This is a genomic window from Serratia sp. JUb9, from assembly GCF_014298095.1.
Taxonomy (GTDB): Bacteria; Pseudomonadota; Gammaproteobacteria; order Enterobacterales; family Enterobacteriaceae; genus Serratia_B; species Serratia_B rhizosphaerae.
Genome location: NZ_CP060416.1, coordinates 2,520,764 through 2,533,740, shown reverse-complemented (window position 1 = coordinate 2,533,740; position 12,977 = coordinate 2,520,764). Strand labels below are relative to the sequence as shown.

Here is a 12,977-nt window from a genome sequence, read left to right as displayed (position 1 = left end):
TTGATAGTAGTCACCATTTGGTAACCATGATGTTCAGGAGTCTCCGATGCCGGATTGGATCGATGGGAAAGTCTATTTTTATGCCGACTCGGCGCCGCGCCGGCTGATGTCGCTGTTTGCCGTCAAGTGGAGCACCATGGTGCTCCATGCGCTGTGGCACTGGCCGCAGCCGGGCGCGCGCACCGGTGAACTGCAGCGCAGCCTGCAGGGCATTTCCAAGAAGATGCTGTTTCAGACATTGCGTGAACTGGAGCTGCGCGGGTTGATTGAGCGTAAGGTGTATCAGGTAGTGCCACCGAAGGTGGAATATTCGCTGACCCCGCTGGGGCGCACGCTGGCGCAGCCGATTGAGCAGATGTATCAGTGGGGGCTGGATAATCAGGCGGCGCTGGATGAGATGGAGCAAAATCTGGCGCGCAACGGCCAGAACGCCGGCGCAGAGCCGTAAGGCGATAAAAAAAGCCGATAACCCAGGTTATCGGCTTGTTGTCTGTCGGCAGGGCGCTTAGGCGTTTGCCAGCCCCTGTGCGGCGCTGTCTACCAGATCCAGCAGGCGCTTGACGTCGTCCAGCGTTACCGTCGGGTTCAGCAGCGTCAGCTTCAGGCAGGTGACGCCGTTAAATTCGGTCACGCCGACGTTGGCCTGGCCAGATTCCAGCAGGTTATCGCCGATACGCTGATTCAGCAGCGCTACCGCGGCGTCGTCCGCCAGCTGTGCCGGACGTGAACGGAACAGTACGCTGGCCAGCTGCGGCTGCATCACCAGTTCCAGCGTCGGCTGCGCGTTGACGTATTCCGCCACCTGCTGCGACAGGGTAATACCGTGATCGATAATCTCGGCGTACTGTTGCTGCCCCAGCGCTTCCAGCCCCATCCACAGTTTCAATGCGTCAAAACGGCGGGTGGTCTGCAGCGATTTGGACACCAGGTTCGGCACGCCCTGCGCTTCGTCAAACTCGGAGTTCAGGTAAGCCGCCTGATAGCGCATCAGCTCATAGTGGCGCGCCTCTTTCAGCAGGAACGCGCCGCAGCTGATGGTCTGGAAGAACTGCTTGTGGAAGTCCAGGGTGATGGAGTCCACCAGTTCAATACCGTCCAGATAGTGGCGGTACTGCTCGGACAGCAGCAGCGCGCCGCCCCAGGCGGCATCCACATGCAGCCAGATCTGGTGCTGCGCCGCAATCTGTGCGATATCACGCAGCGGGTCGATCGCGCCGGCGTCGGTGGTGCCGGCGGTGGCGACAATCGCCATAATCTGTTCGCCGTTGGCATGCGCCTGAGCCACTTTTTCCGCCAGATCGTTCAGATCCATCCGCGCGCGCTCGTCAGTTTTCACCTGCGTCACGCACTGATAGCCGAAGCCCAGCAGCGCCATGTTCTTCTGCACCGAGAAGTGGGCATTGGCAGAGCAGAACACTTTGATTTTACGCAGATCGCCGATCAGGCCGTCCTGCTGCACCGAGTGTCCCTGACGGGCGAAGAAGGCGTCGCGCGCCAGCATCAGCCCCATCAGGTTGCTCTGGGTGCCGCCGCTGGTGAACACGCCGGCGTCGCCAGGCTGGTAACCCACGCGTTCACGCAGCCATTCGACCAGCTTCATCTCGATGATGGTGGCGGAAGGGCTCTGATCCCAGGAGTCCATGCTCTGGTTGGTGGCGTTAATCAGTACCTCGGCGGCCTGGCTGACCACCAGGCTCGGGCAGTGCAGGTGCGCCACGCACTGCGGATGGTGTACCGCCAGGCTGTCCTGCAGGAAGTATTCAACCGCACGTTCAATCGCCGCCTGGTTGCCCAGGCCCTGCGGATTGAAGTCCAGCTGAATGCGTTCGCGCAGTTCGGCCACGGTTTTACCCTGATACATCTCAGGCTGCTGCAGCCACTGTGCCACCGCCTCGCTGCTCTGGGCGATCGCCTGCTGGTAGGCTTCAATGCTTTGCGCTGAGCCGGCCAGGATCGGGTTTGACTTGGACATTGCGTTCAACTCCACTCAGACAGGCTTAACGCCCGCGCTCAACAGAGCGTTTTCAAATTTATCCAGGAATACGCCCAGCTCTTCATTGCTGATCAGCAGGGAAGGCAACAGACGCAGCACGCTGCCGTGACGGCCGCCGCGTTCCAGAATCAGGCCGCCTTCAAAGCATTTTTTCTGCAGCAGCGCGGACAGCTCGCCATCGGCAGGGTAGCTGCCCATATGATCCGGCGCTTCGTGCGGTTTGACGATCTCGATGCCGAGCATCAGACCCAGGCCGCGTACGTGGCCAATCACCGGGTAACGCTGCTGCAGTTCAGCCAGCTTGCCTTTCAGCCATTCGCCCTGAGCGGCCACTTTGTCGGCAATGTTGTGTTCTTGCAGGTACTTCAGCGTGGTCAGGCCGGTCGCCATCGCCAGCTGGTTGCCGCGGAAGGTGCCGGTGTGGTGGCCAGGCTCCCAGGCGTCGAACTGCTTCTTGATGCCCAGCACCGCCAACGGCAGGCCGCCGCCGACCGCTTTCGACATTACGATGATGTCCGGCTCAATGCCGGCGTGCTCGAAGGCGAAGAATTTACCGGTACGGGCAAAGCCGGCCTGCACTTCGTCGATAATCAGCAGAATACCGTGCTCCTGCGTCACCTTACGGATACGCTGCAGCCACTCGACCGGCGCCGGGTTCACGCCGCCTTCGCCCTGAACTGCTTCCAGGATCACTGCCGCTGGCTTACGCACGCCGCTTTCAACGTCGTTAATCAGGTTTTCGAAGTAGTAGCTCAGCGCCTTGACGCCGGCTTCGCCGCCGATACCCAGCGGGCAACGGTATTCATGCGGGTAAGGCATGAACTGCACTTCCGGCATCATGCCGTTGATGGCTTCTTTCGGCGACAGGTTGCCGGTGACCGACAGCGCGCCGTGGGTCATGCCGTGGTAGCCGCCGGAGAAGCTGATCACGCCGCTGCGGCCGGTGTGCTTCTTCGCCAGTTTCAGCGCGGCTTCCACCGCGTCGGCGCCGGAAGGGCCGCAGAACTGCAGGCAGTACTCTTTCCCCTGACCCGGCAGCAGAGAGAGCAGGTGGGCAGAGAAGCCGTCTTTTAACGGCGTAGTCAGATCGAGCGTATGTAACGGCAAGCCGCTGGTAATGACATTTTGGATGCTCTGCAGGACATCAGGATGATTATGGCCCAGCGCCAGCGTACCCGCGCCGGCCAGGCAATCAAGATATTGTTTGTTTTCAACATCGGTCAGCCAGACACCCTGAGCCTTCGCAATCGCTAATGGCAATTTACGAGGATAACTCCTAACGTTTGATTCAAATTCAGCCTGTCTGGCCAAATAGGTTTCGTTGTTTCCATTAAATGAATCGGCACCTAAAGTATCAATACGGACTTTATCCGTCATCATATCACTCCTACAACCAGGGTTATTGACAACGCCTGATTGAATAATTGAATTAACAAATGATTTGCTCTGCATAAAAGCGCGCCCAATATATTTGTTTTTAACCTGTGGCTCAATCATTTATTTTGTTTAATTTTGTTTAGATTTTCCCTATATGAATCAATACGTTGTTGATTTTGTGGCCGAAAATATGCGCCATAACAGAATCGCGCCGGGTTTAACAAGAGGGCGAACCGTTACTTTTTTGCAACATATTGTCTTGTAACGAGTTTTTTATCGTTTAGTGATAAAAGGCGCCCCGACGGGCGGCCGCAACAAAGGCTAAGCGATTATTTATAAACCACATTTATTTCTTCGATAACCTTTTCTGGGATAAATAATAAGGCTTTATTCGACGATATAAAGTGCGCCGGCATAGAGCAAAAAGTTATTGATTGAGCCACGGATAAACAAGGAAAGAGCATATGCATAACGCCAGGAGAGCGACAGACAGAAAGCTCTGAATTTTCACTGACGTCAACCGACAACCGTTACTCAGCGAATAATTGGTGCACAGAAGCAAGTTTGCGCGTTCCTGACTCCTGGCCTACAGTAAGCTGGCGTCACGAAACTGTCATATTCCTTGTCCGACTTTGCTTGTTATTCATGACTTCAACACCATGCGGATTTTTGTAGGTGGCAGGGCAGTTATTACCCCTGCCGTATCAAGCTCCGCCTTCATTCCCTGAAGGCGGGAACGTTCGCATAAGGAAAGTACCCGATGAGTAACCGCACCAAGACCTTGTCATTATGTGCACTGCTGGCGTTTACCTGCTCGTTGTCCGCTCAGGCAGAGGAGGCCAAAACTACGGGGCAGAAAGCCCAACAAGACATTGGCCCAAAACACGGAGCCACGTTGATCCCTAAAGCACGCCAGGTTATCTGCGAGAACGACGGCGGCTATAACTACCCCGATGACGGTTCCAACATACCCAACGCCGCCTGCCGCGCCGCTTTTCTGTTTAAACAGGACAGCATCCCGGTCTGGGAACGCCGGCAGATGTTTGTCGAATGGCCGGCCTATTCACAAAACCTGGAGGGCACCAGCTCGCCGGCGGATAAAGTGCCCGATGGCCATTTGTGCTCCGCCGGGGTGGCCAAGTTTGAAGGTATCGACCAGCCGCATAAGGATTGGCAGGTTTCCAGCGTAACGGTCAAAGACGGCAAAGCAACGCTGTACTATGACGCCACCAAGATCCACGAACCCAGTAAGTGGAATATCTATATCGCCAAAAAAGAGTTCGATCCAACCACGCAAACGCTGAGCTGGGGCGTACTGGAACCGCTGACGGTGACCGAGGTGATTGTTCCGCCGGGTGACAATGCCGGGGTCTATCAGATCGAGGTGGACATTCCGCAGGATCGGGTGAACGGTCAACACACTTTGCTCTATGTGCAGTGGGAACGTATCGATCCGGCGCGGGAAACTTTCTTCAGCTGTAGTGACGTCAGTTTTACCGCCACGCCCACCAAGGCAAAACTGAGCAAGTAACGCCATAGCGTAAATTGACATGCCGGAAGCGCTGTCCGGCATGTTTCCGCACTACCTCGCATGTAACCCGCGTTTCTGATAAAGAATGCCCCATCATTGCGGTTCCGCAACGTCTTACCTAAGCTAAAACAGGAAAATACGCGGAGAATAATGGAGAATTATCTCCGTGTGACCTTCCGGCTCTTGGCGTTAAGGGAAGGGGAACGTGATAACCTTGGCTAGCGGCAGAACGTAGATATGGGAAAAGAGAATAAACGGCGACAACCCGGGGTATTGGCGCATCGGGATGATATGGTCAACCAGGCGATATGCAGCAGTCTTCCCTGGCTGGCGTCCATCAATATCGCCTTCGCCATGCTGGTGGTATTGCGTAATCTGCTGTTCCCCGGTTTCGACGCCACGCTGCATATCGGCGCCGTTATCCCCTTTATTATGGATGGCATGATGGCGACAGTAATGACGCTGTCACTTATTCTGTGGGGTGTTTCCCGCATCGGAAAAGGTGGCGACGGTCGCCGTGTCCGCCTGTGGGCCTTACTGCTGCTGCCGTTGCTGGGCGTGCTCTGGGCTATCAGCTGTTTTGGCTTCGTGGCTTATTGGCAGTTGCCGTTCGCCTGGCCGTTGGTATGCATACTGATGCTGACCGGCATGACCTCACTCTATTTTTATCCTCCGGGGTTCGCGCTGTTTCTTACTCCGCTGTGGCTTATCACGCCGCTGGCCAGCATTCAGCTTAATCATGGCGTCAACGGCCATTTTGCGGTGATATGGCTGATCTTCACCGTTATTGTGATTTACGGTCGTCAGACCTTGCTGCGCTGGTTTGATGAAGCCTGGTCACGCTATCAGGAAAACCAACTGCTGATCTCTCGCCTGGAGACGCTGGCGTTGCAGGACCCGCTGACGGGGCTGGCCAACAGAAGGGCGTTGGAATCCCATCTCGCCAGCCTGTGCGCCGTACAGGTACCGTTCGCCCTGATCATGGTCGACGTCGACTACTTCAAGCACTACAACGATCGCTATGGTCATCAGGCGGGGGATGCGTGCCTGGCGGACGTCGCCGCGCTGCTGGCAGCGGCGGTCAGAACGCCGGAAGATCTGGTTGCCCGCTACGGCGGGGAAGAATTCACCCTGGTATTGGCGCACGCTAATGCGGAGCAGGCTGCGCAGGTTGCCGAACGGATTCGGGCCCGGATAGAGCAGGCGGCATTACCCCATGCCGCATCGGCAGTCAGCCGGTTGGTTACCGTCAGCCTGGGAATTGCCGCCTCGGCCGGGCGGCTGACGCCGCCGCAGATGATTGCCGAGGCCGATGAGGCGTTGTACCGCGCCAAGCAGGCCGGGCGCGATCGCTGGTCATACTGATTATCACTGCTGAGTGAAGTCCGGGCAGTGAATGCGTTTCAGCTGTTGCTGATACCGTTCCTGCTGGTGGTTCTTCAACGCGCTGGCGGTGGCGCTGAGCGCGTCGTGGTTTTCCTTGCTGTTGATAAATACCGATTTGATCTTCTCGTCCGGCACCTCTTTGGCGATCTGGCAGTGCGCGCGCAGATCGTTAATCAGCGTTTGCTGATTCAGCGCAAAGGCCAGGCTGTCGTAGGCTCCGGCGGTTGCACCAAAGGCGGGCAGCAGCAGAGCGGCGGATAACACCCATGTTTTTATCATGATCTCTTTCCTCAAACGGTGAAAACATGCGTAGCCAGCGCCCCGCAGGGCGCTGGCTATTCCTTACGGAGTAACAATATTAAACCAGAACTCGAACTTATCCATATAACTCAAGAGTTCATTGACCTTATCAGCGCTGCCTTTGATTTTCAGCCCGCCGTTTTTCTCAGCCTGTTGCAGGGTTTCCTCTTTCAGGATGATTTTATTCAGCGTGTCGCGCGACAGGGTGAGGGTGGCATCGGCGTCTTGCGCCTGGACATTGGCGGTATGGTTTAATACGCCGTTTTCCAGCTCCAGCTTATACTTGCCGCCATCGTCGCCGAGATCGACATTCAGCACCGCTTTGGCGCCGGCCGCTTTCTCTCCGTTAATGTGCACCGCCAGATAATCAAAGAACATTTCCGGCGTCATCGCCCGCACCGTATCCGGGCTGGCGGTGTTTGGCGTCGGCAGCTTCATCACGCCGTTGCGCAGCTCCTGGGCGCCGGTGAGGTAGAAGTTACGCCACGGCCCGGATTCTGCCTGATAGCCCAGTTGCTCTAACGCATCCGCCTCCAGCTCGCGTGCCGCTTTGTTTTGCGGATCGGCAAACACCACTTTGCTGACCACCTGCGCCACCCAGCGGTAGTTGCCTTTGTCAAAGTCCGCTTTTGCTTTCTGCAGGATGCTGTCGGCGCCGCCCATATATTCGACGAATTTCTTCGCCGCTTCTTCCGGCGGCAGTTCATCCAGCGTCGCCGGGTTACCGTCAAACCAGCCGAGATAGAGCACGTAGGTTGCCTTCACGTCATGGCTGACGGAGCCATAATAGCCCCGGTTTGCCCAAGTGTTTGCCAGGCTGGGCGGTAGTTTAAAGTTGGCGGCGATCTCATCGCGCGTCAGCCCTTGGTTCGCCATACGTAACGTCTGGTCGTTGATATAACGATACAGGTCTCGCTGGCTGCGCAGCAGCTTCTGCACGTTCTCATTGCCCCAGGTTGGCCAGTGGTGCTGTGCCAGGATAATCTCCGCCTTATCGCCCCACAGGGTCAGCGCCTCGTTGATATATTTAGACCAAGGCAACGGCTGCCGGATCTTGGCGCCGCGCAGTGAATAGGTGTTATGCAGGGTGTGGGTGACATCCTCTGCGGTTTCAATCAGTTTCTTCTCTTCGATATACCACAGCATTTCTGCCGGTGCTTCAGAGCCGGGCGCCATCATAAAGTCGTAGGTCAACCCGTCGATGGTGCGTTTTTCACCGGTTTTGGTGATGTAATCCGTTGGTGCAATCAGCGTCACGGTGCCTGCGGAGGTGGTGGTGCCGAGACCTGCGCCAACCTGGCCTTTAGGATCGGCTTTCAGCAGGTTGCCGTACATATAGCTCGCCCGGCGGCTCATTACGTTGCCGGCCATGATGTTTTCCGAGACTGCCTCTTCCATAAAGCCGGCCGGCGCATAGATCTTCACCTTGCCGTCTTTGACGTCCGCCTCATCGACCACGCCGCGTACGCCACCGTAGTGGTCAACGTGGCTGTGGGTATAAATCACCGCCACCACCGGTTTTTTACCGCGGTTCTTATAATAGAGATCCATACCCACTTTCGCCGTTTCTGCAGAGACCAGCGGGTCGACCACCGTGATTCCTTCTTTACCTTCGATAATGGTCATATTTGACAGATCGAGGTTGCGGATTTGGTAGACACCATCGGTCACTTCAAACAGCCCGCTGATATTAATCAGCTGCGACTGACGCCATAAGCTGGGGTTGACGGTAGCCGGCGATTTTTCATCTTCTTTGATAAAGGCGTACTGTTGCGGGTCCCAGATCACGTTGCCGGCTTCGCCCTTAATCACCTCAGCAGGCAAGGGAGCAATAAACCCTTTATGCGCATCGCTGAAATCGGTTTTATCGGAGAAGGGCAGTTGGTCGTAGAGTTCGGCATTGGTTTTTTGCGTCGCCGAGGTGGCATCCTTCCTGGCGTCATCGGCTGCATACACGCCGGGAGATAGCGAAAACGAACCGGCCAATATCATACACAGGATAAGAGGTTTCAGTTTCATAGTATCCTCAGAGGTTATCTTCAACTGTTTGATAGATAATGAAATCTTGTGCCGCCTTACCTGGCGGCGCGCAGCGTTGGCTCTCCGGCAGGCGGCGAATTAAATCATTTTTTGACGCTACGTCTTAAACGTAGATGAAAACTGGCGAACCAACGGATAAATCACACAAAAATTTGATCTGATTGGGGTAAAGGCAGGATGACGCCATGGTGACAATGTCACTTTTTTGATGTAAAAATCAGGAGTTATGTTAAATGCAAGGGGCAAGGGCCAGTCATGATTACGCCAGGGGGAAGCACCGGCCATTGGTTTGATAAATCTACTGAATGATACCAATCTGCACGCTCCAGGGGTAAAGTATGAAATCGTGGTTTTAATCAATAAATCAGTTGGATGACTTACTTAATGAAGACATATATCAGCAAAGAGTTTGTTTCAGATCGGGCCTGGGACGCGCTCAATATCGCCAACTTTGATGGCACCACGGTACGTCTGCACTGGACCGATCGGCCTTATAAATGGCATATCAATGATGGGCAAGAGGTTTTTGCCGTGATGGACGGCAGTGTAGAGATGCATTACAAACAGCAAGGCGAGACCCAAAAAGTGCTGCTTAATGCCGGCGATATTTTTTATGCCAATGTCGGGTGCGAGCACGTAGCGCATCCACAGGGAGAGGCCCGGATCCTGGTAATCGAAAAAGAAGGGTCCGTTTAAACCAGGCGGGATGCAAGGCATCCCGATGTTGTATTACGGAGATCGGCCATCATTTCCGTTTGGTCAACTGGCGGTGATGGATCTTGAGCTGCCGGCGCCATACGCGGTTATGTAAATAGAATGCCATGGTTTTAACCAACATGGCGCTATTGAGGCATTTGACACTTGCAAGGATAAAGACGAATCCGATGATCGCGCCGATCAGAAATCCCATATGGCTTTCAATGCCGGACAGCAACATGATGATGGTGCAGAGCAAATACAACACGGCCAGCACCGCAGTGAACAACAACAGCACAAGATAAAATTTCAGTGCCGGCAAACAGCCTCTGGAAACAAGCGTTAGCGATGGGAAAACCAATAGACAGTAGACCAACCCGGTTATAATTATCCCTATAAAGACAGCATGTTGAGGCCATTCCATCCAGCCGAAAATCGTATCCCAAATGGATAGCTGCGGTATGGCAAAGCTGAGAAGCGCGAAGAGTGCGCTGAAGATTAACGGCACGCCGGCAGTATGCAACCCCACCGGCGCGCCCATTTTTTCCTTTAAGTCATCTTTAACAGACTCAAGATGCTGGGGATCGTCCGTTGTTATCTGTTTATCAACGGCAGCGCCCAGTTCAAGGCTCTTTTTAATGTGGTTTATCATTATCGGGATTACGTAGAAAACCCCATGATAAAGCCCAAAGACACAGATTCCGTGTACCGGCACCTAGGTGCGCATAATGTATATTATGTTAAATTGATTGTTAAGGTATTGAAGTAGATTACTTCAGAAGTCATCCCCACTTCCGATAAACCTGTACATTAGAATTTCCGGCTTCCCTCTCGTTTCTTGCATTAGATACAGAGTACATTTTTCACATCTATAGTTGTTCCGGGAGACGGATGGTCTATGACCAGCGTAATGTAATATAGATAACGAGCTCGTTTAGCCGGGATGACCAGCGTTTGCCTCGTTATTATCAACGTGCGGCAAAAAAGTCGCTATCAACGAATAAGTAACATGTTCATATGGTAGACCCATTATTGGTAACCTTTCTTCAAGCTTCTTTTCCATCTCGGCAAGGCACGACGTGTAGTCAAACAGGTACTCCGTATTCCAGAAAACATCCCTGACATTTCTGGGGACCTTTTCGTAAAGTCTGGAAAGTTCAAGCATAAGTTCTTCATTGATAAGCAGCTTGAATTCTGGGGCTGCGCTCAAACCTACGATAGTAAATGACTGGTTACCGTTATCACCGGTAACTTGATCTCGGAGTAAATACACTAATAGAGGAGCCTCTATGCCTTTTGCAATAGCCGCCGTTGCATCAAATTGCTCTGCCTGGTTTATAGCTTTATCGAAAATTGGATGGCCTATTCCAAGGATTTCGATTTTCTTATCCTTCACTGAACGGTCAAATGAGAGCGCATCGTAGCGGCGCCTGATTCCAAACTGATTACTCCAGATTTTAGGCGTTTTAAAACTCATCAGACCCTCGTCACTTATCTCAAGGCGATGCCCGTTCAACTTAAGCATGTTGTCAAAAAATCCCTGCATATTAATGAGATCGAGTTTAGGGACCTCATCGAGGTTCTGGTATTCAAACTTTTCTGCGTGGCCAATCAGATTTTTGACCACACTCACGGCAGACTGCCCACCAAACGTTCCCGTTCTGGAGTCAAACCATTTTTTTAAACTCTCAGGGTCTTCAGTTAATCCCTCAGAGAAAAGCGCATTAAAAAAGCCTTTATCTGTCATGCCAAGAATTAGCTGTAAGAGATCTTCCGGTTCTTCCATAGCCGCTCCCAAAGAGCGCATGACGGTTTCAATTTTGGTATTTAACAAATCCCAGATCTTTGACTCTACGGTGTCCGGATTGCGTAAAGCAATGACGTCTACCTGTTGGCGCTGGCCATAGCGATTAAGTCGGCCTACACGTTGATGCAGGCGCATAGGATTCCATGGAAGGTCAACATGAATCATGGAATAGCAATTATCCTGCAGGTCTATCCCTTCCCCACCGGCTTCGGTACAAATAATAAATCTGATGCTTCCATCTTTAAATTTCCCCGCAGCATCATAGCGATTCATCGTCCAGGTAAAGCGCCCTCCAGACTCATCAAAAATACCATCTAGACGCCCTTCGCCATTGATAAAACCGACTGAACCAAAACCATAGCGTTGATGTAAAGTATTGGCGATAAGTGCCTGGGTAGCCTTATATTCCGTGAAGAAGACAACCGTTCGATCCTTAAACTCATTTTCCAGTATATTGATTAGCGTTTGGATCTTTGTTTCCTGTTGAACCTCCGAGGCCAGAATCTGCAACTCTTCAAGCATTGGCAGCTCATTCTCCATTAGAGCCACCTGTACCGATACGCTGGCATATTCTTCTTCCAGTTCGACGTAATGGTCATCCAGTTCGGGGGCCTCAAGCTCTTCAGAAAGGAGCAACAACGCCTGTCCAATATCCTGTAATCGAAGCTTACCTTCTCCAAGTCGACGAATACGGCCGCTGATCGCCGCATAAATTGCGGCTACCGAGCTGGCAGCAAGCTTTTGCATCGCAATCAGCACAAGTTGAACGGTGCGTTGATCCACCTTCGTCAGAGAGGATGCATAGGCTTGGCCGGTTAGAATAAATGTGGTTAATTTGTCATAGAATGCTTGTTCAGCGGCAGAGAACATATACGTTCTGGAGCCCACTCGGACGGGTTTAAACAGCTTATTCCCTTCCATGTCGGTGACCTGCTGCTTGTTATTTCTGATGACGACCTGTTTAACCCCTTGAAGCTGCGCGTCGGCCGCTTTATTTGGTTCAAACAGATCGGGCCGCAGCAGGTGCAGTAATGCGAAAAAGCCGTAGTCTTTGCCGCGATGGGGAGTGGCGGTGAAAAACAGCCGTGACTCAAACTTATTATGCTCTATTAAGTTCTGGATAAAACGATAGCCCAATGTTGCGCCGGTATCTTCCTGATTGTTGAGATGATGGGCTTCATCAACGATCAACAGATCCCAATTTTCGGCATTGAGCATCCGATCATGGCGACCATGGCTGTCTTTGCGTAATGTGGGCAGCGATGCCACTACCTGATCGTGCGTATTCCAGTAATCAGAACGTTCCGTATCAATATCCGGGGAATACAGCGTCAGCCTGATATCAAACATCAGCCGAAGTCGTTCCTGCCACTGTGATACCAGCGAAGCTGGTGTTAGCACTAGCAAACGCCGCACACGCTTTTTCGCAATTAGCGGCCATAAGATTAAACCGGCTTCAATGGTTTTTCCCAGGCCAACATCATCTGCAATTAACTTCTGCACGGGCCATTTCCGTAGAACGTTGTGGCATACCCATAGCTGATGCGGCAGCAAGTTGATACGTGAAGTCGAGAAAACGCCCCAGCTATCATTGATTGAGCGGATGGATAATGCCTGACAGCGGGCAATGACTTCCCGAAGATTATCAAACTGACCCTCGGCGATGGCATCAATGGAGCTTTTAACTGGCTCAAGCTCGTTAACCGGACGCTCTTGAAAACCGCTTTCAAACCTGACCAGCGCAGTTCCATTACGGACCAGTTGCACCTCGCCAATCTCAAAACGGGGATGTCTGACCTGGTTGCCTACGGTTAAGGTAATTTCGTCATCACTCATCATTTTTCTCG

Annotated in this window: 10 protein-coding genes; 4 read left to right on the top strand and 6 right to left on the bottom strand. The window is 53.0% G+C overall.

Translation table 11 applies throughout. The features are described from left to right. Positions 1 to 46: 46 nt before the first annotated feature. Positions 47 to 448: a helix-turn-helix domain-containing protein gene (locus HF675_RS11995; protein WP_111737069.1), complete on the top strand. Its 402-nt coding sequence runs from the start codon at positions 47 to 49 to the stop codon at positions 446 to 448. 57 nt (positions 449 to 505) lie between these two features. Here the strand turns inward: HF675_RS11995 and HF675_RS11990 are convergent, their stop codons facing one another. Together HF675_RS11990 and HF675_RS11985 are read right to left on the bottom strand one after the other, a co-directional pair. After that, positions 506 to 1,972, bottom strand: coding sequence for an aspartate aminotransferase family protein (locus HF675_RS11990; protein WP_105231190.1), 1,467 nt, complete (start codon positions 1,970 to 1,972; stop codon positions 506 to 508). Between the two features lie 15 nt (positions 1,973 to 1,987). Beyond that, positions 1,988 to 3,373 carry a diaminobutyrate--2-oxoglutarate transaminase gene (locus HF675_RS11985; RefSeq protein ID WP_172606278.1) on the bottom strand — a complete coding sequence of 462 codons (1,386 nt, stop codon included), beginning with the start codon at positions 3,371 to 3,373 and terminating at the stop codon, positions 1,988 to 1,990. Positions 3,374 to 4,130: 757 nt separating this feature from the next. Here HF675_RS11985 and HF675_RS11980 point away from each other — a divergent pair. Together HF675_RS11980 and HF675_RS11975 are read left to right on the top strand one after the other, a co-directional pair. Next, entirely contained in the window at positions 4,131 to 4,901 is a 771-nt protein-coding gene (locus HF675_RS11980) for a lytic polysaccharide monooxygenase auxiliary activity family 9 protein (RefSeq protein ID WP_187043094.1), read from the top strand. A 237-nt stretch (positions 4,902 to 5,138) separates the two neighbouring features. Continuing rightward, complete coding sequence (locus HF675_RS11975) at positions 5,139 to 6,266, top strand: GGDEF domain-containing protein (protein ID WP_255427277.1); 1,128 nt, start codon at positions 5,139 to 5,141, stop codon at positions 6,264 to 6,266. Positions 6,267 to 6,269: 3 nt separating this feature from the next. Here the strand turns inward: HF675_RS11975 and HF675_RS11970 are convergent, their stop codons facing one another. Further along, positions 6,270 to 6,566: a YicS family protein gene (locus tag HF675_RS11970; protein WP_105231194.1), complete on the bottom strand. Its 297-nt coding sequence runs from the start codon at positions 6,564 to 6,566 to the stop codon at positions 6,270 to 6,272. A gap of 63 nt (positions 6,567 to 6,629) precedes the next feature. After that, the gene (locus HF675_RS11965) at positions 6,630 to 8,606 is read right to left on the bottom strand and encodes an alkyl/aryl-sulfatase (RefSeq protein ID WP_111737065.1); all 1,977 of its coding nucleotides are present in this window, start codon (positions 8,604 to 8,606) and stop codon (positions 6,630 to 6,632) included. Positions 8,607 to 9,011: 405 nt separating this feature from the next. Here HF675_RS11965 and HF675_RS11960 point away from each other — a divergent pair, with 405 nt between their 5' ends. Then, the gene (locus HF675_RS11960) at positions 9,012 to 9,323 is read left to right on the top strand and encodes a cupin (protein WP_187043093.1); all 312 of its coding nucleotides are present in this window, start codon (positions 9,012 to 9,014) and stop codon (positions 9,321 to 9,323) included. Positions 9,324 to 9,372: 49 nt separating this feature from the next. Here HF675_RS11960 and HF675_RS11955 read toward each other — a convergent pair whose 3' ends face one another. Together HF675_RS11955 and HF675_RS11950 are read right to left on the bottom strand one after the other, a co-directional pair. After that, positions 9,373 to 9,975 (bottom strand): hypothetical protein, encoded by a 603-nt coding sequence (locus tag HF675_RS11955; protein WP_187043092.1) that lies wholly within the window; start codon positions 9,973 to 9,975, stop codon positions 9,373 to 9,375. A gap of 282 nt (positions 9,976 to 10,257) precedes the next feature. Beyond that, positions 10,258 to 12,969: a DEAD/DEAH box helicase gene (locus HF675_RS11950; RefSeq protein WP_255427276.1), complete on the bottom strand. Its 2,712-nt coding sequence runs from the start codon at positions 12,967 to 12,969 to the stop codon at positions 10,258 to 10,260. Positions 12,970 to 12,977: the final 8 nt, after the last annotated feature.